This is a genomic window from Modestobacter marinus, assembly GCF_019799945.1.
GTDB classification, from domain to species: Bacteria; Actinomycetota; Actinomycetes; order Mycobacteriales; family Geodermatophilaceae; genus Modestobacter; species Modestobacter marinus_B.
On sequence record NZ_JABGCH010000018.1, the window covers coordinates 85,800 to 111,888 of the forward strand.

The following is a 26,089-nucleotide window of genomic DNA, read 5'->3' on the forward strand; positions in this document are numbered from 1 at the left end:
TGCGGCGACACCGCGGTCCGGGCGGGTGGCCCTCAGCCGGTGAGCTCGCTGGGCACGGTGATCACGTCGACCATCGCGCCGTTGCGGACGACGGTCACCGGCAGCGGCTCTCCGATCGCCTCGGCGAACAGCAGCCGCTGCAGGCTCTGCGCCGAGGCCACCGGCGCCCGCCCGGCCCAGAGCACCAGGTCCCCGGCCTTGAGCCCGGCCCGGTCGGCCGGCGACCCGGCGATCACGTCGAGCACCTGCAGGCCGCGGCGCTGCCCGGTCCGGGTGGCCAGGTCGGCCGGTAAGGGCACCGGACTGCTCACCAGCCCCAGGTAGGCGCGCCGCACCCGGCCGTCGCGCAGCAGCGTCTGCACGATCCGCCGGCTGGTGTCGTTGATCGGCACGGCGAGCCCCAGCCCCCACCCGGCGACGGCGGTGTTGATGCCGACCACCCGGCTCTGCGCGTCGGCCAGCGCCCCGCCGGAGTTACCCGGGTTCAGCGCCGCGTCGGTCTGGATGACGTCCTCGACCACGCGCGCCGTCCGCCCGTCGCGGGTGGGCAGCGAGCGGCCCAGCGCGCTGACCACCCCGGCGGTCACCGAGCCGGCCAGCCCGAAGGGGTTGCCGACGGCGACCACCAGCTGCCCGACCCGCAACGTGGCCGCGTCGCCGAGCGTGGCCGGCGGTGGGGTGGCGCCGCGGGCCCGCACCACGGCGAGGTCGGACAGCGGGTCGGCCCCGACCACGACGACCGGCGCGCTCGAACCGTCGCTGAACACCGCCCGCCCGCCCGTGGCCCGCGCGACGACGTGCGCGTTGGTGAGCAGCAGGCCGTCGTCGCTCACCACGACACCCGATCCGGCGCCGCCGCGGCCACCGGGCCCGCTGACCTCGAGCGCGGCCACGTGCGGTGCCAGCTCGGCGGCCACCGTGGTGACCACCCGCGAGTAGGCGTCCAACGCGGACCCGGTGTCCTGCTCGTCGGCCGGGCTCATCGGCGCCACCCCCCTGATTACGCAGTTACGGCTCCAGTGAACGCCCGGGCCGGCCCGGGTGCGAGGGGATGCCGTCCGCCCTCCGCGAACGGCCGGCGGTCAGCCCATCGTCTTCTGCCCGTCGATCGTCTCCCGCAGGATGTCGGCGTGCCCCGCGTGCTGGGCGGTCTCCGCCATGACGTGCAGCAGCACCCGCCGCGCCGACCAGCGGGCACCGGGCGGGAACCACGGCGCCTCGGGCAGCGGCTGCGAGGTGTCCAGGTCGGGCAGGGTCCGCACCAGATCGTCGGTGCGCTCGGCGACCTCCCGGTACCGGTCCAGCAGCTCGGCCAGGGTCTCGCCGTCGGTCATCCGGAAGGCGTCGGCCCAGTCCGCCATGCTCGCCTCGTCGGTGCCGCCCATCGCCGACGGGCCGTGCAGCAGGAACTCGATCCACTGCCGCTCGGTGACGGCCACGTGCTTGATCAGCCCGCCAAGCGTGAGCTCGCTGGCGGTGGGGCGCTGCGCGGCCTGCTCGTCGGTGAGCCCCTGCACCGTGTAGGTGAGGAACCAGCGGTGCCGGCCGAGGGACTCGAGCAGGTCGGCGCGTTCACCGGTGGGCGCGGCCGGCGGGGTGGTCGGGGAACTGGTCACGAGGTCCTCCTCGAGGTCGGGAGGCGGAGGCTAGGACGGGCCACCGACGGTCCGCCGGAACCTGCGGAGAGGCGTCACCGGCTGCGTCGGCCCGGCGGCTCAGCGCTGCGCCGGCTCCGGCATCGTCCGGGGCGGAGCGGGTAGCGGCCGGGCATGACCGACAGCAGCCAGCAGCGCGTCACCGTCGTCACCGGGTCGGAGTCGGGCATCGGCCGGGCCATCGCCGTCGCCCTCGCCGAGCAGGGACACGACATTGGGGTCACCTGGTACCGGGACCGGGCGATGGGGGAGCAGACCGCCGAGCTGGTCCGCCGCGCGGGCCGCCGCGCCGAGCTGCGGCACCTGGACCTCACCCAGCTGCCCGGCGCCGCCGATGTCGTCGACGAGCTGGCCGACGCGCTCGGGGGCATCGACGTCCTGGTCAACGACGCCGGGACGGGGCACGCGTCGACCGTCCTGGACACCGACTACGCGACCTGGCGGGAGGTGCTGGCCACCGACCTGGACGGCGCGTTCCTCTGCCTGCAGCGGGCGGCGCGGCGCATGGTCGCCGCCGGTCGTGGCGGCCGGATCATCAACATCACCAGCGTGCACGAGCACCAGCCGCGGGTCGGCACCGCCGCCTACTGCGCGGCCAAGGGCGGGCTCGGGCTGCTCACGAAGGTGGCCGCCCTGGAGCTCGGCGAGCACGGGATCACCGTCAACGCGGTGGCGCCGGGGGAGATCGCCACCGCGATGACCGGCCAGGAGGACGAGGACCCGACCGCGCCCGGCCACGAGCGCCCCGGCATCCCGATCCCGCGCCCGGGCGACGCCCGCGAGGTGGCCGCCGTCGTGGCCTTCCTCGCCTCACCCGCGGCCGCCTACGTCACCGGCGCCTCCTGGGTCGTGGACGGCGGGATGCTGAACATGGGCCCGCAGGCCGGCTCGCACCTGGAGTCGTCCGACTGGCGCCGTCCCTGATCCTCCGCCGGCCACCTCGGCCGGCACCTCCAGCTGGTCCAGGCGGTCTCCCGCATCCGGCCGGCCGCCGGCCACCGCCCGCTGCAGCTCGAACGCCGTCCGGAGCTCCGCGGACCAGCCCGGCGCCCATCCGCGCTTCCGGGACGCCCGGGTCGCAGGGGGCCCGCAGCAGTCGGACGGCGGTGGCCACGGGAGCAGTGTGCCGGGGTCGGCGTCGGGCACCATGGCGGCCGTGGACCTCTCCGACGTCGCCGACGAGCTCTACGCGGTGCCACCGGACGAGTTCATCGCCGCGCGCTCCGCGGCCCGGGACCGGGCGAAGGCCGAGGGCGACAAGGAGCTGGCCAAGGCCATCGCGGCCCTGCCCAAGCCGACCACGGCGGCCTGGGTGGGCAATCTGCTCGCCCGCCGCCAGCCCGAGGAGGTCGGCCAGCTGGTGGAGCTGGGGGAGCTGCTGCGCCAGGCCACCGCGAACCTGTCCGGGGAGCAGCTGCGGGAGCTGGGCCGGCAGCGCAACCAGGTGGTCGCCGCCCTGACCCGGCAGGCCCGGGCGCTGGCGCACCAGGCAGGGCACGACGTCAGCAGCGCGGTCGCCGAGCAGGTCGAGGAGACGTTGCGCGCGGCGATCGCCGACCCGGACGCCGGCGCCGCCCTGCGGGAGGGACGGCTCACCTCGTCGTTGAGCTACACCGGGATCGGGCCGGTCGACCTCGACGGCGCGGTGGCCACGCCGCTGCGCCCCGCCGCCGCCCCCACGGCGCCCGCCCGCCCGAGGAGACCGGGCCGAGAGGACGACGCCGCGGCCCGTCAGGAGGCGGAGGAGCGGCGGCGGCGGGAAGAGGCCGAGCGCCGGCGGCGCGAGGCCGAGCAGGCGCGGCGGGACGCCGACGAAGCGGCCGCCCGCGCCCGGGACGCCGCGGCGGCGGCCGAGGCGGCGGAGCAGCAGCTGGCCGCGGCCGCCGAGAAGCGCGACCGGTTGCGCGCCCGGGTCGAGGAGCTGACCGAGGAGCTGCAGCGGGCGGAGCGGCAGGCCGGCGCGGCGTCCGGGGACGTGCACGCGGCCGAGAAGCGCCGGGACGCCGCCGTCCGGCGCTCGGCCACGGCGGCCGCGATCAGCGAACGGGCCGCCGCCCGCGCGGAGCGGCTGGCCGACGACGCCTGAGCGTCACGACCGGCCAGGAGCCGCCCGGCGCCCCCGCTTGGAGGAGTAGAGCTCCTCGTCGGCCCGCTGCAGCAGGGTGGTGAGCGTGTCGCCGGGGCCGGCGGTCGCCGCCCCCACCGACCAGCCGATCGGCGCGGTGTCCGGGTCCAGCCGGCCCAGCACCTCCCGGGCGCCGGCCAGGTCGGTGCCGGGCAGGCAGACCACGAACTCGTCGCCGCCGTGCCGGCCCAGCAGGTCCGAGGTGCGCAACCGCCGGGTCCAGTGCGCGGCGAGGTCCCGCAGCACCCGGTCGCCGGCGCCGTGCCCGTCGCGGTCGTTGACGACCTTGAAGTCGTCGAGGTCCAGGACGGCGATGCTCAGCGGCTCCCCGCTGCGCCCCGCCCGGGCCAGGCTGCGCCGCGCCTCGGCCTCCCAGGCGCGCCGGTTCGCCAGCCCGGTGAGCGGGTCGGTGGAGGCGTCGGCCCGCAGCCGGGCGCTGAGCCGGACCTGCGCCTCGGTGAGCACGGCCGTCGTCAGCGCCGCGATCGACCAGGGCAGCAGCACCCGGTCCGGCGGGGCGGCGGCGACACCGGCGGTGACCAGCAGGACGGCGCCCGCCGCGTGCGCGCGGGCCGCGGCTGCGGAGCAGAAGTGCGCGGCGTAGAGGCCGAGCGCGATCAGGACCGGGCCGAGCCCGACGACGCCGGCGGCGGTGACCGACCGGGAGGCGAGCAGGGCCACCAGGACGGCGACCAGCAGCTGAGCGCCGTGCAGCAGGACGGCCGGGACCTGCGGGCCGGCGGCCCACAACGCGGCACCGACGGTCAGCCCGGTTCCCGCCAGCCCGGCGAGCAGCCCGACCGGGGTGTCCGGGGCCAGCGGTGCCAGGGCGCCGAGCAGGCAGGAGGCGCCACTGAGCCCGTACAGCCACGCCAGCAGCGCGACCCGTGCCGGCACCCTGCGCGGCAGCTCCACCTCGTCCATGTCGAAGCGGTGGATCGGCCGGTCCGGTGGGGTCCTGCACGACCAGGGCGAGGCCGTGACCCGATGGGGTGTCCCGCGGTGGTCAGGCGACCGCGCGCTCCCGCCGGACCTGGGTCACCGCCAGGGCCAGCGCGCCCAGCGCACCCACGATCGCGAAGACGTAGAAGCCCCACGGGAAGGCGATGCCGGCGGCGAGCAGGGTGCCGCCGACCACCGGGCCGGTGATCGCGCCGACCCGGCCGACCCCGGCCGCCCAGCCCAGCGCGGTGGCGCGGACGTGCGGCGGGTGGTTGCTGCTGGTGAAGGCGTACACGAGCACCTGGGCGCTGAACACGAAGCAGCCGGTCAGGAAGGTCATGAGGTAGATGCCGGCGAGCGGCAGCCGGACCGACAGCAGGGCCAGGAACACCGCGCCGGCCGCGAACCAGGCGATGCCCGCGGTGCGCGAGCCGATCCGCTCGGCGACCCGGCCGGCGACCAGCAGCCCGGCGATCGCACCGAGGTTGAGCACCAGCAGGAAGGCCAGCGCGGCGCCGAGCTCGTAGTCGGCCTCCCGCATGATCGTCGGCAGCCAGCTGTTGAGGCCGTACACGAGCAGCAGGCCCATGAATGACGTCACGCCGATGGCCAGCGTCGTGCGCAGCCGGCCCTCGGTGAACAGCGTCCGGATCGTCGCCGTCGCCCCGGTGGGCGCGTGAGGGGCCGCCTCCAGGTCCAGCCCGTACCGGGTCGCGATCCGCTCGGCCTCGGGGCGGCGGTCGTGGGAGACCAGGTAGGCCGGGGACTCCGGCAGGTGCCGCAGCATGAGCGGCACGACCACCAGGGCGGGCGCGGCCCCGATGACGAACATCCAGCGCCAACCGAGCGGCTCGACGACGACGATCGCCAGCGCGGCGGTGAGCACGGCCCCGACGTGGTAGCCGGTCATCATCGTCGTGGTCGCCCGCCCGGCGGCCCGCCGGGTGAACTCGTTGACCAGCGCGATCGCCGTCGGCAGGCAGCCGCCCAGACCGATGCCGGCCAGGAAGCGCAGCACCCCGAAGACCCCCGCGTTGGGCGCCAGCGCGCACAGCAGGGTGAACAGCGAGAAGGACGTCACCGCGCCGATGAGCGCCTTGCGCCGGCCCACGATGTCGGTGAGCGCGCCGATGGTGATCGCGCCGATCGTCATGCCGACCAGGCCGATCGTGACGACGAACGTCGCGCCGCTGTCGCTGAGCGCCCACTCCTCGGGCGTGCGCAGCGCCGGGACGACGGTGCCCACGACCACGAGGTCGAAGCCGTCGAGCAGCACGGCCGTCCAGCACAGCGCGGCCACCCACCCGGTGGCGCGCTCGCTGACGGCGGAAGGGGGAGTGGCCACGGTGCGATGCCTCCTGGCGGGCGTCTGTGCGGTCCGGTCCGAAGATCGACAGTAGGGGTCCCCGGGGGGCCCCGCCTGCTGGTCGTTCCTGCTGACCACAATGGCGGCCGGACCCGGGGCCGCCGCCGTGGCAGGTGCCGGGGACCACGAGGCAGCGAGGAGACGAGGACACATGCCACTGCTCGAGGACGGCGCCTGGCACGGCAAGGTCTGGACCGGGTCCTGGACCGACGGGAGCGGGGGGACCTACACCGCCGTCGAGCCGGCCACCGGCGCGGAGCTCGGCGAGGTCGGCCGGGCCACGCCCGACGACGTCGAGAAGGCCGGCGCCCGCGCGACCGAGGCGCAGCGGGAGTGGGCGGCCCTGCCCTTCGAGCAGCGCGCCGCCGTGCTGCGCCGGGCCGGGGACCTGCTCACCGAGCACGCCGCGGAGATCAAGGGCTGGCTGGCCCGGGAGTCCGGTGCGATCCAGCCGTTCGGCGACTTCCAGGTGCACACCAGCGCGCAGGAGTGCTACGAGGCCTCCGCCCTCTCCAGCCACCCGTACGGGGAGCTGCTGCGCACCGGCTCGCCGCGGCTGTCCTTCGCCCGGCGGGTGCCGGCCGGCGTCGTCGGCGTCATCGCGCCGTTCAACGTGCCCACCATCCTCGCCATCCGGGCGATCGCCCCGGCGCTAGCGCTCGGCAACGCGGTCGTCCTCAAGCCCGACCCGCGCACCGCGGTCTCCGGCGGTGTCGTGTTCGCCCGCATCCTGGAGGAGGCCGGCGTCCCGGCCGGGGTCTTCCAGGTGCTGCCCGGTGGCGCCGACGTCGGGGAGGCGCTCGTCGTCGACCCGGCCGTGCGGGTCATCGCCTTCACCGGGTCGACCAAGGCGGGCCGTGCGGTCGGCGCGCTGGCCGGCCGGCACCTCAAGCGCGCGCACCTGGAGCTGGGCGGCAACTCCGCGCTCGTCGTGATGCCGGACGTCGACGTGACCGCCGCGGCGTCCGTCGGCGCGTGGGGCACGTTCGCCCACTCCGGGCAGATCTGCATGGCGACCAGCCGGCACCTGGTGCACGAGTCGATCGCCGAGGAGTACACGTCGATCCTGGCGAGCAAGGTCGAACACCTGCCGGTCGGCGACCCGTTCCGCGAGCAGGTCGCGCTGGGCCCGGTCATCGACGCCGGCCAGCGGGACCGGGTGCACGGGCTGGTCACCGCCAGCGTCGAGGCCGGCGCCACGGTGCGCACCGGGGGCACCTTCGAGGGGCTGTTCTACCGGCCGACCGTGCTCGGCGACGTCCCGGTGGACGCGCCCGCCTACCAGGAGGAGATCTTCGGCCCGGTCGCCCCGGTGACGCGGTTCTCCTCGGTCGACGAGGTGGCGGAGCTGGCCGCGGGCACCGAGTACGGACTGTCCCTGGGCATCCTGACCCGCGACGTCTACGCCGGCCTGCAGCTGGCCGAGCGGATCCCCGCCGGCCTGGTGCACATCAACGACCAGACGGTCAACGACGAGGCCGTCGCCCCGTTCGGCGGGGTCGGCGCCTCGGGCACCGGCTCCCGGCACGGTGGCCCGCAGGCGAACATCGAGGCGTTCACCGAGACGCAGTGGGTCACCCTGCGCGGCGACCTGCCCGCGTACCCGTTCTGACCGGCCGGCTCGCGACACCGGCCCGGGTCCCGCAGCAGCGGGACCCGGGCCGGTGTGTCAGGACGAGGTCAGGCCGAGTCGCGGCCGGTCAGGTCCACCGGCGTGGTGGCGTGCTGGCGCCCGCCGGTCTTCGAGACCTCGAAGCCCGAGCCCAGCTCCTCCAGCGCCAGCCGGCCGTAGATCTGCTGCTGGGTGGCGACGCGCTGCGAGCGCCCGCGGCCCATGAAGCTGATCGCCCAGTGGAAGACCGTGGTGAACCGGCTCTTGAAGCCCACCACGTACATGATGTGGACGACGAGCCACAGCACCCAGGCGATGAAGCCGGTGAGCTTCAGCCAGCCGATGTCGGCGACCGCGGAGAACCGCGAGATCGTCGCCATGCTGCCCTTGTCGTGGTAGTGGAACTCCGGGGCGACCGGCCGGCCGGCGAGCCGGGCCTTGATCGCGTCGGCGGCGAAGCGGCCACCCTGGATCGCCACCTGCGCGACCCCGGGGAGCTTGTTCAGCGAAATCATGTCGCCGACCACGTGCACCTCGGGGTGCCCGGGCAGGGTGAGGTCCTTCTCGACCGAGATGCGGCCGGCCCGGTCGACCGCGGCACCGGACTGCTCGCCGAGGAGCTTGCCCAGCGAGCTGGCCTGCACGCCGGCGGCCCAGATCTTGGTGGCGGCCTGGATCCGACGCTCGTGCCCGTCGCCGTCCTTGACGGTCAGGCCGTCGGCGTCGACGTTGGTGACCATCGCGCCGAGCTGGACCTCGACGCCCATCTCGTTGAGCCGCTTGTGGGCCTTCTTGCCCAGCTCGCCGAAGGGCGGCAGCACCTGCGGCGCCGCGTCGAGCAGGATCACCCGCGCGCTGGTCGGGTCGATGTGACGGAAGTCGCGGCGCAGGGTGCGCCGGGCGAGCTCGGCGATCTGGCCGGCCATCTCCACCCCGGTGGGGCCGGCGCCGACGACGACGAAGGTCAGCAGCCGGTCGATCTCGGCCGGGTCGGTGGCGATCTCCGCCAGCTCGAAGGCGCTGAAGATGCGGCCGCGCAGCTCGAGGGCGTCGTCGATGCTCTTCATGCCGGGCGCGAACTCGGCGAACCGGTCGTTGCCGAAGTACGACTGGCCGGCGCCGGCAGCGACGATCAACTCGTCGTAGGGGTGCACCGTGGTGCGGCCCAGGACGGTGGAGGTGACCGTGCGGGCCGCCAGGTCGATGTCGGTGACCTCCCCGAGCACCACGCGGGCGTTCCTCTGCCCCCGCAGGATCTCGCGCGTCGCGGGGGCGATCTCGCCCTCGGAGAGGATGCCGGTGGCCACCTGGTACAGCAGCGGCTGGAAGAGGTGGTGGCTGGTCTTGGCGACCAGGGTGATGTCGACGGGGGCCTTGGCGAGCCGCCGGGCGGCGAACAGGCCACCGAACCCGGAGCCCACGATGACGACCCGCGGTCGCTGGCCGTTGGTGCGGGCTGGGGTGCTCACGGTGCCTCCTGATGCCGTCATGATGTTTGTCATCCTCCCACTAGCGCCCCGGTGCCTGCGGCCACCCCTGCGACACGGGGCGCCGTTGTCCCGGGGAGGGTCGGCATCGTGATCAGCAGCGTCGAGGCGAACGGTGTTCCCGACTTCCTGTGGGTGCCCGGGATGGGCCTCGACGAACGCTCGTCGGCGCGAGTTCGGTCCCAGGTCGGCGGTCGCGTGCTCAGACTGCCGGGCATGGGCCTGCGGACGCAGGTCCCGCCGTTCCTGGACCTCGTCCAGCTGCTGCGCGACCGGCCGGGCTGGGCTCCGGTGGTACTGGTCGGTCACTCGCAGAGTTGCCTGCTCGTCGCCGCCGCGGCGGCCGGGGACCCGCGGGTGGTGGGCCTGCTGCTGCTCGGCCCCACCCCCGACCCGCGGCTGCGCCGCTCCGCGGTCCTCACCGCCCGGTGGCTGCGCACGGCCGCGCACGAGCCGTGGTGGCAGGTGCCGCTGGTGCTGCGCCAGTGGCTGCGCACCGGCCCGCGCGCCATGGCCGCGCTGTGGCGGCAGACGGTGGGGGAACGGCTGGACGAGGTCCTGCGGCGGGTCGGCGTCCCGGTGCTCGTCGTCCGCGGCGAGCGGGACGCGCTCGTCCCGCGGGAGTGGGCCCTCCACCTGGCCGGCCGCGCGCCGCACGGCCGACTGGTGGAGCTCCCGGGCGCGGCGCACATGGTGGTGCACACCCGGCCGGACGACGTCGCGCGGATCGTGCGGGAGCTCGCCGCCGAACTCGCCGGCTGACGAGCTCGTCCCTCAGCGGTGCGAGAGGTCGCGGGCCCGGGTGGTGACCGCACCGGCCGTGAAGCCCGCCTTCGCGGAGGCCTTGTGCGCCTTCCGGTCGGCGGCCGCCAGCTTCTTCGCGCTCTTCGCGGAGGCCTTGTGGGCCGCGCGGCCGGCCCGGCGGCGGGGCGTCTCCCGGTCCGGGCGGTCGAACAGCCCCCGGGTCACCAGGGCGAGGCCGATGCCGAGCAGCCACACGTCCTTGGAGACCGTGAGGCCCTCCTGGGTGGGGGCGATGCTGGCGCCGGGCTTGGTCATCCCGGGGGTGCGCAGGTACAGGCCGACCAGCCCGGCGGAGAACCCGGTCAGCGCGGCGCCGGCGACGGCGGTGGGGACCAGCGGGGTCAGCAGCGCGGCGCCGACGACGATCTCCGCGGTCGACAGGGCCTTGGCGAACGTGGCCGGCGGCACCTTGGCCAGGAACGGGTAGGCGCCGGTGGCGAAGCCGTGCAGCCCGGCCGCGGTGGCCTCGTCGGCGTTCCGCTTCCCGAGGCCGGAGTTGAGGATGAACGCGCCGGCCGCGACGCGGGGAGCGATCTCGCTGAGGGTGATGGGCAGACGCATGAGGACCTTCTTCTGCTCGCGGGGTGCTCCACTGCTCAACCTCATCCTGGTCGGCCCGGCGCGCTCCCGCGACCGCGCCAGGCCCGGCACCAGATGACGATCACCTCGCGCTGGTGGCTGCTGACCCGTCAAGGGAGCAACCACCAGCGCGAGGTGATCGTGAGGTGCCCCGCGAGGGGGCAGGTGCTCAGCGGCCGGAGCGACCGCGTCCGCGACCGGCGCCGGAAGGCGCCTGACCGGCGCGCGCGGCGAGCTCCGCGCGGGTGCGCGCGGGCCCCGGACGCTGGCCGCGACCGGAGGAACCGCCCGCCGACGCGGACGACGCCGTCGCGGTCCCGGGCCGCCGACGGCGACCGCCGCCGGCGCCCTGCGGCTGCGGCTCGGACGCCGGAGCGGGCTCCACGAACGGCGCGGCCGGGCCGGTGAGCGCGGTGATCTCCGCCGCGCCCGGGCGGACCGCCGCGACCGTCGGGGTGATGCCGGCCTGGCGGGTCAGCGTGCGGACCTCACCGGTCTGGTCGGGGGTGGCGATGGTGACGACCGTGCCCCCGGCCCCGGCGCGGGCGGTGCGGCCGGAGCGGTGCAGGTACGCCTTGTGCTCCGTCGGCGGGTCGACGTGCACGACGATGGAGACGTCGTCGACGTGGATGCCGCGGGCGGCGATGTCGGTCGCGCACAGCACCCGGATCGAGCCGTTGCTGAACGCCTCGAGGTTCCGCTCGCGGGCGTTCTGGCTGAGGTTGCCCTGCAGGTCCACGGCCGGGACGCCGGCCGCGCTGAGCTGCCTGGCCAGCTTCTTCGCCTGGTGCTTGGTGCGGGTGAACAGCACGCTGCGGCCCAGACCGGAGGCGAGCTCCTTGACCACGGCGGCCTTGTCGAGGGCGTCCACGCGGAACACGTGGTGGGTCATCGTCGAGACCGGGGCGACCGCCGGGTCGACCGAGTGGGTGACCGGGTTCGACAGGTACCGCTTCACCAGCACGTCGACGCCGTTGTCCAGCGTCGCCGAGAACAGCAGGCGCTGGCCGCCCTTGGGGGTGCGGTCCAGCAGGCGCTTGACGCCGGGGAGGAAGCCGAGGTCGGCCATGTGGTCGGCCTCGTCGAGGATGGTCACCTCGACCGCGCCGAGGTCTGCGTGGCCCTGACCGATGAGGTCCTCCAGCCGGCCGGGGCAGGCGATGAGCACGTCGATGCCGCCGGCGAGCGCCTGCACCTGCGGGTTCTGGCCGACCCCGCCGAAGACGACGGTGGTCTTCAGGCCGAGCGCACGGGCGAGCGGGTCGACGACGGCGGACACCTGGTTGGCCAGCTCGCGGGTCGGCACGAGGATCAGCGAGCGCGGCCGCTTGGGCAGCCGCTTGGTCGTCGAGGAGGCGAGCCGGGCCACCAGCGGCAGGCTGAAGGCGATGGTCTTGCCCGAGCCGGTGCGGCCGCGGCCGAGCACGTCCCGGCCGGCCAGGGTGTCCGGCAGGGTCGCGACCTGGATCGGGAAGGGCGCGGTGATGCCGCTGGCGGTGAGCACCTCGACCAGCGGGGCGGGCACGCCGAGCTCGGCGAAGGTGGTGTCGGTGGGGATCACGGTGGCGACGTCGCCGGCCGGGACGACGGGCGCGGTCACCTCGACGGCGGCCGGCTGGGTCGCGTCGTCCGGCAGGCCGGCGCCCCGACCCCGGCCGCCGCGGCGACGGCGGGCGCGGCTGCCGGCCTCGCCGACCTCACCGGCCGGCGCGGTCGGCCCCGGCTGGTGCCCGGCCGGAGCCGGGGCGGCGGGCCGCGCGGTGGGCGCGGAGCGGAAGGCGGGGGCGGGCGTGGTGCCGGTGGGGGCCGCGGCCGGGCGGGTGGCGCGGCGGCGCGGACGGTCGGCGCTGTCGCCGTGGGCAGGGGTGAAATGGCTGGGAGAAGTCATCTGAGAGTCCTCAACACTCCGGTGGCCACCGTTACTCCGCCGGGCGCGGGGCCGCCGCAGGGGGCCGCTTCGCTCATCCGGGTCGGACATCGGGTCGCCGGCGCGCCTCGGTGGCGCAGCCTCGCGCCGACGTCGAGTCCACCCGCTCTCGGATGAGCGGGGGGCGGCGCCGGTGCCCTCACTCTGCCAGACGCATCCGGTCACCGGGTGGAGTCCCTGATCACATCGGGGTGGGGCGGGCTCCCCGGTACGTGCGCCGGTAGGCCAGCGGCGCCACGCCGATCACGTCGTGCAGGTGCTGCCGGAGGGACGCCGTCGTGCCGAACCCCGCGTCGGCGGCGACCCGCTCGACCGGTGCGTCGGTCGACTCGAGCAGTTCCCGGGCCCGGGCCACCCGCTGCTGCACCAGCCAGCGGGCCGGGCTCACGCCGGTCTCCTGGCGGAACCGGCGGGTGAAGGTGCGCACGCTCATCGAGGCGTGGCCGGCGAGGTCCTCCAGGGTCAGCGGCTCGGCGAGCCGGGTCAGTGCCCACGCGCGGGTGGCCGCCGTGCCGGTGTCCCCGGGCTGGGGGAGCGGGCGCTCGATGAACTGGGACTGCCCGCCGTCCCGCCACGGGGCGACGACCCGGCGGCGGGCGATCGCCGTCGCCACCTCGCTGCCGTGGTCCCGGCGCACGAGGTGCAGCAGCAGGTCGATGCCGGCCGCGTTGCCGGCCGAGGTGAGCACGTCGCCGTCGTCGACGAAGAGCACACCGGGGTCGAGGTGCACCTGGGGGAACAGCGCGGCGAACGCCGGGGCGTGCAGCCAGTGGGTCGTCGCGGGGCGTCCGTCGAGCAGCCCGGCGGCGGCGAGCACGAAGGCCCCGGTGCAGATGGAGACCATCCGGGCGTGGCCGGTGGCCCGGGTCAGCGCCTGCGCCAGGTCGCGGTCGAGCGTGCCGTCGTCCATCTGCGGCCCGCCGTACACCCCGGGGACGACGACGGTGCCGGCCGTCTCCAGCAGCTCGAGGCCGTGGTCGGGCTGGACCGCGAAGCCCGCCGACGTCCGGACCGGGCCGCCGTCGACCGTGGCGACGCGGACGCGGTACAACGGCTGACCGGCGGCGTCCACGGCGCCGCCGAGGAAGGCGTGCGGCAGGCCCAGCTCGAAGGAGATGGTGCGCTCCAGGGCGAGGACGGCGACCTCGTGCACAGCCATGGCCGGATCCTTGCAGAGGATGGCCGTCGGGCCACTTCTTCGATCGCCGTCCGGCCCGGCAGGATCTCCTGACGTGACCGCCGTGCTCCCGCCCCGCACCCGACGGATCCACCCCGCCTGGTGGGTGGCGGCGGTGACCTTCCTGGCGCTGCTCGGCGCGGCCGCGTTCCGCGCGGTCCCGGGGGTGCTCATCGCCCCGCTGCACGAGGAGTTCGGCTGGTCGTTGTCGACGATCTCCGCCGCCGTCGCGGTGAACCTGGCGCTGTACGGCCTCACCGCGCCCTTCGCCGCGGCGCTCATGGAGCGGTTCGGCATCCGGCGGGTCGTGGTCACCGCGCTGCTCGTCGTGGCGGCCGGCAGCGCGGCGACGGTCGGCATGACGGCGAGCTGGCAGCTGGTGCTGTGCTGGGGCGTGCTCGTCGGGCTGGGCACCGGGTCGATGGCGATGTCCCTGGTGGCCACGGTGACCGGCCGGTGGTTCGTCGCCCGCCGCGGGTTGGTGTCCGGCGTGCTCACCGCCGCCGGCGCGACCGGGCAGCTGGTGTTCCTGCCGGTCGTGGCCGTGGTCGACGAGCGGTGGGGATGGCGGCCGGCGGCGCTGGGGACGGCGGCGGCCGCGCTCGCCGTCGTCCCGTTCGTCGCCTGGCTGCTCCGGGACCGGCCGCGTGACCTGGGCGTCGCGCCGTTCGGCGGCACGCCCGCGGACGACGTCGACCCGGTGCACGGCAACCCGGCCCGGACGGCGCTGCGCGGGCTGGCCAACGCCGTGCGCACCCGGCCGTTCTGGCTGCTCGCCGGGGGCTTCCTGATCTGCGGGGCGTCGACGAACGGGCTGGTGCAGCCGCACTTCATCCCCGCCGCGCACGACCACGGCATGCCGGTGACCACGGCCGCGGGGCTGCTGGCGGTGGTCGGCATCTTCGACGTCGCGGGCACGGTGTTCTCCGGTTGGCTCACCGACCGGCTCGACCCCCGGGTGCTGCTGCTGGCCTACTACGGGCTGCGCGGGATGTCGCTGTTCCTGCTGCCGCAGCTGTTCGGCACGGACGTGCAGGCCAGCATGATCGCGTTCATCGTCTTCTACGGGCTGGACTGGGTGGCCACCGTGCCGCCGACCCTCGCGCTGTGCCGGCAGTACTTCGGGGCGCGGGCGCCGGTGGTGTTCGGCTGGGTGTTCGCCTCGCACCAGGTGGGTGCCGCGCTGGCCGCGTTCGGCGCGGGCGTCGTCCGGGACGTCACCGGCTCCTACGACGGCGCCTGGTACGCCGCCGCGGCGCTGTGCCTGGTCGCCTCGGTGCTGTCCATCTCGATCCGCCGCCGGCCCGCGGACCCGGAGACGACCCTCCCGATCGCCCCCACGCCCGCAGCCGCCGCCGAGGCCCACGGCTAGCCGACAGGCGACCTGGCGCCGAGGGACTGCCGGATGAGGTCGCTCGCGCGCTCGGCGATCATGATCGTCGGGGCGTTCGTGTTGCCGCGCACCAGCGTCGGCATCACCGAGGCGTCGACCACCCGGAGCCCGTCCACGCCGTGCACCCGCAACCGGGGGTCGACCACCGCGAGGTCATCGGTGCCCATCCGGCAGGACGACACCGGGTGGTACAGCGACTCGAGTGTCTGCCGCACCTTCTCCCGCAGCGCGGCGCGGCCACGCACCGCGCCGCCGGGTGACCACTCGTCGGCCAGCACCTTGGCCAGCGGCCCGACCGAGGGGAACTCCCGCGACCGCTCGACGCCGGTGACCAGCGCCTCGAGGTCGCGCTCGTCGGTGAGGTAGCCGGCGTCGATGGCCGGCGCCCAGGTGGGGTCGGCCGAGCGCAGCCGCACCGAGCCGCGTGAGTGCACGTGCACCAGGACGGTCGCGGCGGTAAACGCGTCGACCTCCGGGTCGACCTCCGCCTGCCGCCAGAACTTGACCGGCAGGAAGTGGTACTGCAGGTCGGGCTCGGCCCACTGGTCCGAGGACCGGGTGAACAGCCCGGACTCGGCCAGGTTCGAGGTGAGCGGCCCGCGGCGGGCGCCGAACCACTGCGCGTACCCCGCCGGCGACTCGGCGCGGAACAGCGACCTTCCGGAGCGGACGTGCCAGACCGTCGGCACAAGCGGGTGGTCCTGCAGCCCGGCGCCGACGCGGGGGAGGTCGGCATGCACCTCAACGCCGACCGAGCGCAGGTGGTCGGCCGGCCCGATGCCCGACAGCATCAGCAGCTGCGGGGAGTTGACCGCGCCGCCGGCGAGCACGACCTCCGCGGACGCGTGCCCGGTGTGCCGCCGTCCGCCCTGCAGGTACTCGACGCCGGTCGCCCGGCTCCCGGACAGCAGCACGCGGGTCGCGTGCGCGCCGGTGCGCACGGTCAAGTTGGGCCGGCGCAGCGCCGGCCTGAGGAACGCGTCGGCCGCGGACCACCGGCGGCCCCGCTTCTGGGTCACCTGGTACAGCCCGACGCCCTCCTGGCGGGCACCGTTGAAGTCGTCGTTGCGCGGGAAGCCGGCGGCGACGGCGGACTCCACGACGGCGCGGCTCCACGGGTGCGGCGAGCGCAGGTCCTCCACGCGCAGCGGCCCGCCGACACCGTGGTGCTTCGAGGCGCCGCGGGCGTTGTCCTCGCTGCGCCGGAACAGCGGCAGCACGCTCGCATACGACCAGCCCTCGTCCCCGGTCAGCCGCGCCCACTCGTCGTAGTCGGCGGCCGCGCCGCGGACGTAGATCATCGCGTTGATCGAGGACGAGCCGCCGAGCAGCTTGCCGCGCGGCCAGAACAGCTCCCGCCCGCCGAGGCCGGGTTGCGGGTCGGTGGCGTAGTTCCAGTCGCGGCGGGTGCGCCACAGCTTGTAGAGGGCGGCCGGGACCTGCACCTCCAGGACGTCGTCCGACCCGCCGGCCTCCAGCAGCAGCACCCGCACCGAGGGGTCCTCGGAGAGCCGGCCGGCGAGCGTGCAGCCGGCCGAGCCGGCGCCCACGACGACGACGTCGAACTCCTCGGTCATCTGTGCCGCCCGTGGACCAGGCCCATGACCCGGGCCAGCACGTCGGCGGCGGCCTCCGGGCGGGTGAAGCTCATCAGGTCCACCGGCAGCGGGAAGCGCTGGCGGGTGATGGCCTTCGCGCGGGTGAACTCGCGCAGCCCGTCCTCGCCGTGGATGCGGCCGAAGCCGCTCTCGCCGACGCCGCCGAAGGGGAGCGCGGGCACGGAGGCGAAGGTCAGGACCGAGTTCACCGACGTCATGCCGCTGTTCATCCGGCGGGCCAGGTCCAGCGCACGGCGCTTGGACCCGGAGAACACCGCGCCGGCCAGCCCGTGCACCGACGCGTTGGCCTGCCGCAGGCCCTCCTCGGCGTCCGCGACCCGGCTGACCACGATCGTCGGGCCGAACGTCTCCTCGCGGACGGCGTCGGCGTCGGCGGGCACGTCGACCAGGACGGTCGGCGCGATCAGGGCGCCGTCCACGGTCCCGCCGACGACGGCGCGGCCGCCGGCGGCGAGTGCGCCCTCGACGTGCCGGCGGACGACGTCCACCTGGCCGGGCATGGTCATCGGGCCGTAGTGCGCCCCCTCGTGCGCGCCGGCGGAGAGCTCCCCGGCCTTCGCGGTGACCTCGACGACGAACCGGTCGTAGACGGCGTCGGTGGCGTAGACCCGCTCGATGCCGATGCACGTCTGGCCTGCGTTGCTCAGCGCGCCCCAGACGGCGGCGTCAGCGGCCGCGGGGACGTCGGCGTCGTCGTCGACGATCATCGCGTCCTTGCCGCCGAGCTCCAGGAGCACGGGGGTGAGCGTCTCGGCGCAGGCGGCCATGACCCGGCGGCCCGTGGGGGCGGAGCCGGTGAAGGCGAGCTTGTCGACGCCCGCGCGGCAGAGCGCGGCACCGGTCCGGCCGGCGCCGGTGACGACCTGGAGGACGTCGGCACCGTCGGGGACGGCGGCGCGCCACGCGGCCGCCAGCCAGACGCCGACGGCGGGGGTGAACTCGCTGGGCTTGAAGACGACGGCGTTCCCGGCGGCGAGCGCGTACGCGATCGAGCCCATCGGCGTGAACACCGGGTAGTTCCACGGGCCGATCACCCCGACCACGCCCAGCGGCCGGTACTCCAGGTAGGCGGCGTGGTTGGCGGCGAGCAGCCCGGCCCGGACCTTGCGCAGGCCGAGCGTCTTCGGGGCGTGGGCGCCGGCCCAGGCGAGGTGGTCGATCGCGAGGGTGATCTCGAGGACCGCATCGGCGTGCGGCTTGCCGTTCTCCCGGTGCACCAGGTCGGCCAGCTCGTGGATCCGGCGGGCGAGGTAGCCGCGGTAGGCGGCGAGCCGGAGCTTGCGCTCGCCGAAGCCGAGGGCGGCCCAGTGCTCGGCGGCCGGGCGAGCCCGGGCGACGGTCTCGGCGACCGCATCCGCGTCGTGCACGGGGAAGACGCCGACGACGGCGCCCGTGCCGGGGGAGGTCGACTCGAAGGTCTCCGTGGTGCCGTGCCGGTCGACGGTCCCCGCGGTCGACGCCGTGGCCGTGTCGAACTCCTCGCTGAGCGACATGTGGCGCAGGTTACCCGCGAGTAGTGGGACGCATCGGCCGTGTGTTCGCGGTCATCCGCCCGTGTGCGTGCTGCGGCCCGGGTGCTGGGGTTCCGGACGCTCGTGCTCTGAGTGCCCCGGGCACTCAGAGCACGAGCATCGGGACACCACAGGTGTGCCGGGGGCTGTCCACAGACCGGCGGCTGTCCACAGGACGGTGCGCGGCGCTCCCGGACCCGTGCCGTCGCACCATGCTCCCGCTGTGCCCGAGTTCGGCCTCCCAGGCGCCCTCCGTCGCATCCGGCGGACGGCCGACCTCTCCCAGCGCGAGCTGGCGGGGCGGCTGCAGGTGTCGCAGTCGGCGGTGGCACAGGCCGAGAGCGGTCGGCGGGACCTCTCCGTGCGCGTGTTGCTGGCGGCTGCGGCGCTCGCTCGGCTCCGGCTCGCCCTGCTGGACGAGGACGGCGCCGTGGTCCCGTGCATGGCCGAGGACGCAGTCCAGGACGGGGTGGGGCGCCGATTCCCCGCTCACCTGGACACCCGCTACGGGGACGATCACTGGTGGCACGATCCGGATCGGTACAGCCGCGAGCAGCCGTGGTACACGTTCGATCGGTCGCGGGGCGCGCGCGACCACCACCGGCAGCGGCACGGCACGCCGGTGGACCACCAGCGCCCGCAGCCCGGGGACTCGCCGGCCGAGCGCCGGGCCCACCGGCAGGCGGAGGTGTCGCGGCGACGCGTGGAGGACGCCCGCCGACGCCGCGAGTCGGCAGGGCCGTGGCGAATTCCGCAGTGGCACTGCACGTGTCCCGCCGATTGCGCGCCGCTGCTGCTCGCGGGTGAGCTCGTGTCCCCGCACGTCGAGGAGTGCGCCTGCCGCTGCGACCTCGGCTGATCCTGCAGCCGCGACCCCCGGTCGGGCGCAGCTGCCTGGCGCTCCGCACGACGCGGGACGCGCCGGGGGCGGAGCGGGATACTGCGCGGATGGCCGACCCAGCTGAGCTCCGCCGCCGGGTGCTCGCCGCCTGGACCGACTCCCCGGCGCGCTTCCGGGAGGACGCCAACGCCGAGGAGGACCTCGTCCGCGGCGGCTACCGGGACCGGCTGCTCGTCGAGCTCGCGCAGAACGCCGCCGACGCCGCGGCGCGTGCCGGCGTCGCGGGGCTGCTCCGTCTCGAGCTGCGCGGCACGACGCTGCGCGCGGCGAACACCGGCGCGCCGCTCGACGACGCCGGCGTCCAGGCGCTGTGCACCCTGCGCGCCTCGGCCAAGCGGGACACCGGGAGCAGCGTCGGCCGGTTCGGGGTCGGGTTCGCCGCCGTCCTCGCGGTCAGCGACGAGCCCGCCGTCGTCTCCACCGACCGCTCGGTGCGGTTCAGCGCCGACGAGACCCGGGCCGCGGTCGCCACCATCCCGGCGCTCAGCGAGGAGCTGGCCCGGCGGGACGGCGCCGTCCCCGTCCTCCGCCTGCCCTTCGCAACCACCGGGCAGCCGTCCAACGGCTTCGCCACCGAGGTGGTCCTCCCGCTCCGCGCCGGCGCGGTCGAGGTGGTGCGCGAGGGACTGCGGGCCCTCGACGCGGAGCTGCTGCTCACCCTGCCCGCACTCGCCGAGATCCACGTCGTCGACGACGGCGCCACCCGCACCCTGGCCCGTGACGCCGCCGGGAACACCACCCTGCTCACCGACGGCCACCTCACGACGGCCTGGCGCGTGCTCACCCGCTCCGGCGACCTGCCCGCCGAGCTGGTCGCCGACCGGCCGGTGGAGGAGCGCAACCGCCGCGGCTACACGCTCACCTGGGCCGTGCCCGTGGACGACGACGGCTGCGCGCAGCCGCTGACCGGCCGGCAGGTGCTGCACGCGCCCACCCCGAGCGACGAGCCGCTGTCCCTGCCCGCCCGACTCGTCGCCCCCTTCCCGCTCGGTCCCGACCGGCGGCACGTCGCCCCTGGCCCGGTCACCGACGCCCTGGTCGAGATCGCCGCCGACGCCTATGCCGCGCTCCTCGCCGGCCTCCCGGCGGACCCCGTCCTGCTCCGCCTCGTCCCGCGCGCCGGTCTCGCCGCCGCGGAGCTCGACGCCGCGCTGTGCCGGGCCGTCCTCGACCGGCTCACCGCCACCGCGTGGCTGCCCGCGGCCGATCCCGGCGAGCCGCCCCTGCGCCCCGGCCGGGCGGTCGCCCTGGACGACCCGGCGCCCGAGCGGGTCGCCGCCCTCACCGGCGTCGTCCCCGGGCTGCTGCCCGCCGGGTGGTCCCGCCGCGCCGACGCCGCGGTGCTCACCGCGCTCGGGGTCCGCCGCATCGGGCTGGCCGACGTCGTCGACGCCGTGCGCGGCGTGCAGCGCCCGGCCGGCTGGTGGGCCGCGCTCTACGCCGCCCTCGCCGACGCCGACCGGGACGAGCTCGCCGCCCTCCCGGTGCCGCTGGCCGACGGGCGGATGGCCCAGACGCCGGCCGGGGTGCTGCTGACCGACGAGTCGTTGCCGGCCGCCCGGCTCACCCCGCTCGGCCTGCGGATCGCCGACCCGGCCGCCGCGGCCGGCAGCGCCCGGCGGGTGCTGGAACGGCTAGGCGCCCGCCCCGCGACCGCCGCGGCGGTGCTCGCCGACCCCGACGTGCGAGCCGCCGTGGAGAGCTCACTGGACCGCGCCGACGACGGGGAGGACGTCGAGCCGCTGGCCTCCGCCGTCCTCACGCTGGTCGCCGCGGCCGGGCCGGCGCCCGGTGAGCTGCCGTGGCTGTCCGAGCTGGCGCTCCCGGACGACGACGGCGGCTGGGCGTCCGCCGGGGAGCTCGTGCGGCCCGGCTCGCCGCTGGCCGGGGTGCTCGAGCGGGGCGCGCTCGGCACCGTCGACCGCCGCTTCGCCCGCCGCGTCGAGCCCGGCGCGCTGCGGGCGGTCGGGGTGCTCGACACGTTCGCGCTGGTGACCGCGGACGAGCCGGACGAGCTCGACGTCGACCGGGTCGAGGAGTGGGTGGACGCCGTCCTCGACCGGCTGCCCGCCGGTGCACCGCCGCCGGTGTGGCCGGCGCTGACCGCGGTCCGGGACCTGGAACTGGTGCGCGACTGGCCGCGGGCGCTGCCGCTGCTGGCGGTGCTGCCGGCGGCCGCGCGGGCGGACCTCGACCTGGGCGGCACCGCCGTGCCCGGCTACCTGCGCTGGTGGCTGCGCACGTCGCCCGTGATCGGCGGCCGGCGTCCCGACCGGCTGCGGCACCCGGGGAGCACGGAGCTACAGGGACTGTACGAACCTGCCGAGGGGCTGGACCCTGCCGTGCTGGAGCTGCTGCAGCCGCCGGCGGCGCTCGCCGACGTGCTGGCCGACGTCGACGACGCCGCCGACCTTCTCGACCGGCTCGGCGACCCGGCCCGCACCGTCTCCCCGGCCCTGTTGCGGACCGTCTACGCCCAGCTGGCGGACGCGCTGGACGGCGTCGACGTCGAGCCGCCCGAGCGCGTGCGGGTGGCGCCGGACCGGGTGAGCGCGGACGCCGTCGTGCTCGACGCGCCCTGGTTGCAGCCGCTGGTCGACCAGCCGCTGGTCCCGGCCGGCGGCCGGCCCGGCGCCGTGGCGGACCTGCTCGACCTGCCGCTGGCGGGCGAGCTCGCCGGCCGGGCGCGGGTGACCAGCCGGCCGGTGCGCGTCCTGCCGTGGGCGGAGGTGCCGGGCGCGCGGCTGGCCGCCGCCCGTCTCGGGGTCGCCGAGCTGGCGGGCGAGATCGGCGTGCACGCCGAGCTCACCGTCACCGGCGGCCGGCCGGTGCCCTGGTGGCCGGGCGCGAGCGGCGGCCCGGACGCCGTCGACGGCACCCCCGCGGCGTTCGGCCGGGCCCTGGCCTGGCGGGCGGGGGCCTGGCCGCTGCGCGCAGCGCTCACCGAGACCTTCGCGCATCCGGACCAGGAGGCCCGGCTGGCCGCCGAGGACTCGGTCACCTGCTGAAGGACCCCGTCCTCCTCACCCCTCGCAGGCTCGGGGCGAGCCTCTGGACGGGGCCTAGAAGTACCGCGGGATCGCCTGCGCGCCGGGCGCGTGGCCGTGCCGGCTGTCCGCCCGCCCGGCCCGCCCAGCGGGCCGGGCGCCGTCCCGGGGCGCCTGGTGGTTGGCCTGCCAGGTCTCGTGCAGCGACAGCCAGTGGGCCGCGGTGAGGTCCGACGCCCGGGCGGTGGGGGGCAGGCCCTCCGCGTGGAGCCAGCGGACCCCGGCGGTGCCGGGCAGCTGCCCGCGCAGGGCGGCGCCGAGTGCCGGGTGCCGGGTGGCGCCGGGCGACGCGAGGACCGCGTGCACCAGGCGGTCGAAGCCGGGGAGGGCGTCCTCCGGCAGCTGCTCGCGGGCCTCGGCGGCGGGACCGGTGGGCAGCGGGCTGGGGCGTGACATGGGGGCCTCCGGGAGGGGACTGGCGGGTGCCCGCGACGTCCGGCGGGCACGCCGGGAACGGGTGGGGGAGCGGTCGGCCGGCCGGAACGGGCCGGCGGACGGCGGGGCTGCACTGCAGCGCCCGCGGATCAGCTCAGCGGGTGCGCATCCGCACGAAGTCGCCCATGCCGAGGACGGTACGGACGACGGCGCCCGCCGTCGACGGGTTTCCGCTCAGGAGGGGTGTCGCTCGGCCTGCCGGCGCACCTTCTCCGCCTGCCGCGCCTTGTGCTCGGCGTAGCGGGCGGCGTCGCGCTCGCGGACGTCCTTGTTCTTCTCCCACTTGGCCTTCCGCTTCGCGGCCCGCTGCTGCTCTCGCGCCGCGAAGTCCGGGTGCTCCTCCCAGGTGCTGGCCAGGTGGACGACGACCACGCCGATGCCGCCGAAGAGGAGCACGAAGGCGCCGAGGATCGGGTCGATGAGGAACGCCAGGACGGACAGCACGACCCACACGGCCCCGGCGACGACGACCCGCTTCGACATGCCCCCAGTATCCGCGCCGTCCCTGTGCGCCGGTCCGGGTGCTCGCTCGGTCCGGCGGTGGGCGGTCCGGGATCCGGGCATGCTCAGCGCATGCCCGAGCTGTCCGGCCCGCCGTTCCGCGCCGACCACGTCGGCAGCCTGCTCCACCCGCCGGCGCTCCTCGACGCCCCTCGACACGAGCAGATCGCGAAGCTCGCGCTGGTCGTCGAGACCGCGCAGGAGGTCTGGGGCTGAGCTGTCCGGGCGCTGCGCACGGCCTTCGTCCCGGCGTGTCGGGCCAGCGCCACGCCGCGCCCCCTTGTGGATCACCTACCGCGTCCCTAGCGTCGATCGTGCGGTTCAACCACCAGCCGCGACCGGGCACCCTGCCCGGCGCACAGGCCGGCGGCGCCGCCGTCGGCACTGCTCGGGTCCACCGCCGGAGGCGACCATGACCGCTATTCCCCTCGACATCGATCCGACGCGCATCGACGTCACCGCGGCCCCCTCCCGTACCGGTTGCCGGATCACCGTGAGCGGTGAGGTCGACTCCGCGACTGCCCCCGGCCTGCGGGGCTGTCTCCTCGAGGTCCTCGCCCGTCCCGGCATCGAGGTCGTCGAGCTCGATCTGCGCGACGTGTCCTTCCTCGACTCCGCCGGGCTCTCCGCGCTGGCCACCGCGCACCGCGCCGCCGAGGCCGCCGGTCGCACCCTGCGCATGCAGTGCGGTACGGCACGCGCCGTCGTCCGCCCGCTGCAGATCACCGGCCTCTGGGACGTCTTCACCGTCGTCGACGAGTGAGGGATCAGGTCGACGGGTCCCGGTCGGGGTACCGGGCCCGGGCGAGCGCGTAGACCCCGAAGGCCGCGAACCCGACGGCGACCGCGGTGAGCAGCCACCGCCCGGTGCGGACCGCGCCGATCGCGTTCAGCGCACCGTCCAGGCCGGTCGCGGTCGAGACGTCGGCGGTCGCCGCGGCGAAGACCAGCAGCACACCGGCGACGGCGAACGCGACGCCCTTGGCCACGTAGCCGACCGCGCCCAGCCGTTCGATCAGCGGCTCCCACCGGTCGGGCGCGGCGTGCAGGTCGACGTCCTTCATGAACCCGCCGGTCACCCCACGGACGAGCACGTACAGCCCGACGGCGGCCACGCCGACGCCGACCGTCCCGACGAGCGCCCCGCCGCCGGGGATGCGCAGCACCTCGTCGGTGAGCGCGCGGAACCGCTCGGCCGCCCGGTAGTCGAGGCCGGCGGCGAACAGCACCCCGGTCGCCCCGAGGGCGGCGTAGACCACCGCCTTCGCTCCACACTTCGCGCAGACGACGGCCACCCGCAGCCGGTGCCCGGGACGCAGCAGCCCGGTCCACCAGCGCAGCACCTCACCGGCCTGCCACAGCGCCAGCCCGAGCAGGCCCAGGCCGATCACCCACAGCAGCACCCGGCCGCCGGGGGAGCTGCCCACGGTCTGCAGCGCCCCGGTCTGGTCGGCGTCGGGGGTGCGCCGCTGCGGCGACCAGGCGATCCGGAACGCCAGCCAGCCGATGAGCACGTGGAGGACGCCGTACGCCACGAGCCCGACCCGGGCCAGGTGCTCGAGCACCGGGTGGTCGGTGACCCCGCGGGCGGAGGCGACCGCGTCGTGCACCCGTTGCAGGACGACGTGCACCGGTCGGTCAGGTCCGCTCGGGGTACCGGGCCCGGAAGAACGCGAAGACGCCGAACGCCGCGATCCCCAGCGCCACGAGGGTGAGCAGCGCCTTGCCGAACGGGGCCTCGAGCAGCGTGCGCAGCGCGCCGTCCAGCCCGGAGGCCTTGGCCGCGTCGAACGTGACGGCCGCCCAGCCCAGCAGCCCGCCGACCACGGCCAGCGCCACGCCCTTCGCGGGGTAGCCCACCTGGCCCAGCCGCTCGATGGTCCGGCGCTCACCCGCGGAGGTCTGCGCGGCGTCGATCTCCTTCATGAAGCGCTTCGTCACGCCCTTGTGCACGTGGTAGACGCCCACGCCGATCAGGACGAGGGCCGCGATGCCGACCAGAAACCGTCCTCCGGGCCAGGCGAACACCCCGGCGACCGTCTGCTGCTCCTGCCCGGAGCTGGACTGGCCGCCGCCGGAGGCGAACCGGAACGCGGTGATCGCGAGGAACACGTACACGACCACCTTGGCCACCGTCTTGACCGTGCCGGTGACCGCCTTCTTCCGCTCCTCACCGGTGCTGCGCAGGCCCGGCACCTTGCGGGTGAGCTCGGCCAGCTGCCAGACCGCCAGGGCCAGCAGGCCCACGGTCAGCACCCAGAGCAGCGGCTTGCCCAGGGGCTGCTCGGCGAGGGTGGCCATCGCGCCGGACTGGTCGGCCGACCCGCTCCCGCCGCCCCAGGCCAGCTGCAGGGCCAGCCAGGCGATCAGCAGGTGGACGATGCCCAGCGCGATCAGGCCCACCCGGGCCAGGTGCTCCAGTGCGTCGCTGTTGCCCGCGCGGCCGGCAGCCGCCGCGCCACCCGACGTGTTCACGGCCGTTCCTCCCTGCTCGTGTGCCCCCGGTGCGGGACGGATCAGCGTGGCACGGCGGAGGGCCGCGCGCCTGGGGAACGGTCAGCCGACCGGGTGGCGTGCCCGGGCGAAGCAGTAGACCGAGTACACGGCGGTGCCGGCCGCGATCGCGGTGAGCACCCAGGGGCCGGCCGAGGTGCCGGCGATCGTGCGGAGCGCGCCGTCCAGCCCGGAGGCCCGGGTCGGGTCGAAGGTGACCGCGGCCCAGCCGACCACCCCGCCGACCAGCACCACCGCGACGCCCTTGGTGACGAACGCCAGCTGGCACAGCACCCGGGTGAGCCGGCGGACCCCGGACGGGAACGGCGCGAGGTCCAGCTCGTCGGTGAAGGCGGCCCGCCAGCCCTTCCGCACCAGGTGCGCGCCCCATGCCGACGACCACCGCGGCGACGGCGACGACCAGCCACCGGCCGCCGGGCAGGGCTAGTGCCGGGTCAGGCAACCTTCGCCCTCTTGATGGTCTCGGCTCGGCGGATGACTTTGCGGAGCTGGGG

General features: G+C 76.0%; 24 protein-coding genes. 9 read left to right on the plus strand and 15 right to left on the minus strand.

Features of this window, described 5'->3' with window-relative positions; translation table 11 throughout:
- Positions 1 to 32: 32 nt before the first annotated feature.
- Positions 33 to 983, minus strand: a complete 951-nt coding sequence (locus HK417_RS15475; RefSeq protein ID WP_222268006.1) for a S1C family serine protease — start codon at positions 981 to 983, stop codon at positions 33 to 35.
- A 99-nt stretch (positions 984 to 1,082) separates the two neighbouring features.
- A complete protein-coding gene (locus HK417_RS15480) occupies positions 1,083 to 1,616 on the minus strand; it encodes a DinB family protein (protein ID WP_222268008.1) in 534 nt (177 codons plus the stop codon).
- 153 nt (positions 1,617 to 1,769) lie between these two features.
- Here HK417_RS15480 and HK417_RS15485 point away from each other — a divergent pair, with 153 nt between their 5' ends.
- Together HK417_RS15485 and HK417_RS15490 are read left to right on the plus strand one after the other, a co-directional pair.
- A complete protein-coding gene (locus HK417_RS15485) occupies positions 1,770 to 2,579 on the plus strand; it encodes an SDR family oxidoreductase (protein ID WP_222268010.1) in 810 nt (269 codons plus the stop codon).
- A 232-nt stretch (positions 2,580 to 2,811) separates the two neighbouring features.
- The gene (locus tag HK417_RS15490) at positions 2,812 to 3,741 is read left to right on the plus strand and encodes a hypothetical protein (protein WP_222268012.1); all 930 of its coding nucleotides are present in this window, start codon (positions 2,812 to 2,814) and stop codon (positions 3,739 to 3,741) included.
- A gap of 3 nt (positions 3,742 to 3,744) precedes the next feature.
- On the opposite strand, the gene HK417_RS15495 is transcribed toward HK417_RS15490, so the two are convergent.
- Together HK417_RS15495 and HK417_RS15500 are read right to left on the minus strand one after the other, a co-directional pair.
- Positions 3,745 to 4,704 carry a GGDEF domain-containing protein gene (locus tag HK417_RS15495; RefSeq protein ID WP_222268014.1) on the minus strand — a complete coding sequence of 320 codons (960 nt, stop codon included), beginning with the start codon at positions 4,702 to 4,704 and terminating at the stop codon, positions 3,745 to 3,747.
- Between the two features lie 82 nt (positions 4,705 to 4,786).
- Positions 4,787 to 6,067, minus strand: coding sequence for an MFS transporter (locus tag HK417_RS15500; RefSeq protein ID WP_308123618.1), 1,281 nt, complete (start codon positions 6,065 to 6,067; stop codon positions 4,787 to 4,789).
- Between the two features lie 172 nt (positions 6,068 to 6,239).
- Between HK417_RS15500 and HK417_RS15505 the strand changes: the two genes are divergently transcribed.
- Complete coding sequence (locus HK417_RS15505; protein WP_222268018.1) at positions 6,240 to 7,700, plus strand: benzaldehyde dehydrogenase; 1,461 nt, start codon at positions 6,240 to 6,242, stop codon at positions 7,698 to 7,700.
- Positions 7,701 to 7,768: 68 nt separating this feature from the next.
- On the opposite strand, the gene HK417_RS15510 is transcribed toward HK417_RS15505, so the two are convergent.
- On the minus strand, positions 7,769 to 9,169 hold the full coding sequence (locus tag HK417_RS15510) for an NAD(P)/FAD-dependent oxidoreductase (protein WP_308123619.1): 1,401 nt from the start codon (positions 9,167 to 9,169) through the stop codon (positions 7,769 to 7,771).
- A 108-nt stretch (positions 9,170 to 9,277) separates the two neighbouring features.
- Here HK417_RS15510 and HK417_RS15515 point away from each other — a divergent pair, with 108 nt between their 5' ends.
- Positions 9,278 to 9,949 (plus strand): alpha/beta fold hydrolase, encoded by a 672-nt coding sequence (locus HK417_RS15515; protein ID WP_222268022.1) that lies wholly within the window; start codon positions 9,278 to 9,280, stop codon positions 9,947 to 9,949.
- Positions 9,950 to 9,961: 12 nt separating this feature from the next.
- Here HK417_RS15515 and HK417_RS15520 read toward each other — a convergent pair whose 3' ends face one another.
- From HK417_RS15520 to HK417_RS15530, 3 genes are all read right to left on the minus strand, one after another.
- Positions 9,962 to 10,552: a hypothetical protein gene (locus HK417_RS15520; protein ID WP_222268024.1), complete on the minus strand. Its 591-nt coding sequence runs from the start codon at positions 10,550 to 10,552 to the stop codon at positions 9,962 to 9,964.
- A gap of 187 nt (positions 10,553 to 10,739) precedes the next feature.
- On the minus strand, positions 10,740 to 12,458 hold the full coding sequence (locus tag HK417_RS15525; protein WP_222268026.1) for a DEAD/DEAH box helicase: 1,719 nt from the start codon (positions 12,456 to 12,458) through the stop codon (positions 10,740 to 10,742).
- Between the two features lie 220 nt (positions 12,459 to 12,678).
- The gene (locus HK417_RS15530) at positions 12,679 to 13,656 is read right to left on the minus strand and encodes a GlxA family transcriptional regulator (RefSeq protein ID WP_222268028.1); all 978 of its coding nucleotides are present in this window, start codon (positions 13,654 to 13,656) and stop codon (positions 12,679 to 12,681) included.
- 73 nt (positions 13,657 to 13,729) lie between these two features.
- On the opposite strand from HK417_RS15530, the gene HK417_RS15535 reads away from it, so the two are divergent.
- The gene (locus tag HK417_RS15535) at positions 13,730 to 15,046 is read left to right on the plus strand and encodes an MFS transporter (RefSeq protein WP_222268030.1); all 1,317 of its coding nucleotides are present in this window, start codon (positions 13,730 to 13,732) and stop codon (positions 15,044 to 15,046) included.
- Here HK417_RS15535 and HK417_RS15540 read toward each other — a convergent pair.
- Together HK417_RS15540 and HK417_RS15545 are read right to left on the minus strand one after the other, a co-directional pair.
- A complete protein-coding gene (locus tag HK417_RS15540) occupies positions 15,043 to 16,644 on the minus strand; it encodes a GMC family oxidoreductase (RefSeq protein ID WP_222268032.1) in 1,602 nt (533 codons plus the stop codon). The genes HK417_RS15535 and HK417_RS15540 overlap by 4 nt on opposite strands.
- Positions 16,641 to 18,179: an aldehyde dehydrogenase family protein gene (locus tag HK417_RS15545; protein ID WP_222268034.1), complete on the minus strand. Its 1,539-nt coding sequence runs from the start codon at positions 18,177 to 18,179 to the stop codon at positions 16,641 to 16,643. Before HK417_RS15545 ends, HK417_RS15540 begins: the two co-directional genes overlap by 4 nt.
- 241 nt (positions 18,180 to 18,420) lie before the next feature.
- Here HK417_RS15545 and HK417_RS15550 point away from each other — a divergent pair, with 241 nt between their 5' ends.
- Both HK417_RS15550 and HK417_RS15555 read left to right on the plus strand, forming a co-directional pair.
- The gene (locus HK417_RS15550) at positions 18,421 to 19,056 is read left to right on the plus strand and encodes a helix-turn-helix domain-containing protein (RefSeq protein ID WP_222268036.1); all 636 of its coding nucleotides are present in this window, start codon (positions 18,421 to 18,423) and stop codon (positions 19,054 to 19,056) included.
- 89 nt (positions 19,057 to 19,145) lie between these two features.
- Positions 19,146 to 22,106 carry a sacsin N-terminal ATP-binding-like domain-containing protein gene (locus HK417_RS15555; protein WP_222268038.1) on the plus strand — a complete coding sequence of 987 codons (2,961 nt, stop codon included), beginning with the start codon at positions 19,146 to 19,148 and terminating at the stop codon, positions 22,104 to 22,106.
- A gap of 54 nt (positions 22,107 to 22,160) precedes the next feature.
- On the opposite strand, the gene HK417_RS15560 is transcribed toward HK417_RS15555, so the two are convergent.
- Both HK417_RS15560 and HK417_RS15565 read right to left on the minus strand, forming a co-directional pair.
- Positions 22,161 to 22,541 (minus strand): hypothetical protein, encoded by a 381-nt coding sequence (locus HK417_RS15560; protein ID WP_222268040.1) that lies wholly within the window; start codon positions 22,539 to 22,541, stop codon positions 22,161 to 22,163.
- Between the two features lie 213 nt (positions 22,542 to 22,754).
- A complete protein-coding gene (locus HK417_RS15565) occupies positions 22,755 to 23,063 on the minus strand; it encodes a hypothetical protein (protein ID WP_222268042.1) in 309 nt (102 codons plus the stop codon).
- A gap of 90 nt (positions 23,064 to 23,153) precedes the next feature.
- On the opposite strand from HK417_RS15565, the gene HK417_RS15570 reads away from it, so the two are divergent.
- Positions 23,154 to 23,297: a hypothetical protein gene (locus tag HK417_RS15570; protein ID WP_222268074.1), complete on the plus strand. Its 144-nt coding sequence runs from the start codon at positions 23,154 to 23,156 to the stop codon at positions 23,295 to 23,297.
- Positions 23,298 to 23,493: 196 nt separating this feature from the next.
- Positions 23,494 to 23,844: an STAS domain-containing protein gene (locus HK417_RS15575; protein WP_222268044.1), complete on the plus strand. Its 351-nt coding sequence runs from the start codon at positions 23,494 to 23,496 to the stop codon at positions 23,842 to 23,844.
- 4 nt (positions 23,845 to 23,848) lie between these two features.
- Here the strand turns inward: HK417_RS15575 and HK417_RS15580 are convergent, their stop codons facing one another.
- From HK417_RS15580 to HK417_RS15590, 3 genes are all read right to left on the minus strand, one after another.
- Entirely contained in the window at positions 23,849 to 24,712 is an 864-nt protein-coding gene (locus HK417_RS15580) for a DUF1206 domain-containing protein (RefSeq protein WP_222268046.1), read from the minus strand.
- Between the two features lie 7 nt (positions 24,713 to 24,719).
- Positions 24,720 to 25,556, minus strand: a complete 837-nt coding sequence (locus tag HK417_RS15585; RefSeq protein ID WP_222268048.1) for a DUF1206 domain-containing protein — start codon at positions 25,554 to 25,556, stop codon at positions 24,720 to 24,722.
- An 81-nt stretch (positions 25,557 to 25,637) separates the two neighbouring features.
- Entirely contained in the window at positions 25,638 to 25,949 is a 312-nt protein-coding gene (locus tag HK417_RS15590; RefSeq protein WP_222268050.1) for a DUF1206 domain-containing protein, read from the minus strand.
- Positions 25,950 to 26,089 lie beyond the last annotated feature (140 nt).

Bases quoted from the DNA above. Each gene is read 5' to 3' on its own strand.
- HK417_RS15575 (WP_222268044.1), top strand. From the start codon at position 23,494: ATGACCGCTATTCCCCTCGACATCGATCCGACGCGCATCGACGTCACC.
- HK417_RS15520 (WP_222268024.1), bottom strand. From the start codon at position 10,552: ATGCGTCTGCCCATCACCCTCAGCGAGATCGCTCCCCGCGTCGCGGCC.
- HK417_RS15495 (WP_222268014.1), bottom strand. From the start codon at position 4,704: ATGGACGAGGTGGAGCTGCCGCGCAGGGTGCCGGCACGGGTCGCGCTG.
- HK417_RS15570 (WP_222268074.1), top strand. From the start codon at position 23,154: ATGCCCGAGCTGTCCGGCCCGCCGTTCCGCGCCGACCACGTCGGCAGC.
- HK417_RS15485 (WP_222268010.1), top strand. From the start codon at position 1,770: ATGACCGACAGCAGCCAGCAGCGCGTCACCGTCGTCACCGGGTCGGAG.
- HK417_RS15505 (WP_222268018.1), top strand. From the start codon at position 6,240: ATGCCACTGCTCGAGGACGGCGCCTGGCACGGCAAGGTCTGGACCGGG.
- HK417_RS15540 (WP_222268032.1), bottom strand. From the start codon at position 16,644: ATGACCGAGGAGTTCGACGTCGTCGTCGTGGGCGCCGGCTCGGCCGGC.
- HK417_RS15545 (WP_222268034.1), bottom strand. From the start codon at position 18,179: ATGTCGCTCAGCGAGGAGTTCGACACGGCCACGGCGTCGACCGCGGGG.
- HK417_RS15475 (WP_222268006.1), bottom strand. From the start codon at position 983: ATGAGCCCGGCCGACGAGCAGGACACCGGGTCCGCGTTGGACGCCTAC.
- HK417_RS15560 (WP_222268040.1), bottom strand. From the start codon at position 22,541: ATGTCACGCCCCAGCCCGCTGCCCACCGGTCCCGCCGCCGAGGCCCGC.
- HK417_RS15555 (WP_222268038.1), top strand. From the start codon at position 19,146: ATGGCCGACCCAGCTGAGCTCCGCCGCCGGGTGCTCGCCGCCTGGACC.
- HK417_RS15530 (WP_222268028.1), bottom strand. From the start codon at position 13,656: ATGGCTGTGCACGAGGTCGCCGTCCTCGCCCTGGAGCGCACCATCTCC.
- HK417_RS15565 (WP_222268042.1), bottom strand. From the start codon at position 23,063: ATGTCGAAGCGGGTCGTCGTCGCCGGGGCCGTGTGGGTCGTGCTGTCC.
- HK417_RS15525 (WP_222268026.1), bottom strand. From the start codon at position 12,458: ATGACTTCTCCCAGCCATTTCACCCCTGCCCACGGCGACAGCGCCGAC.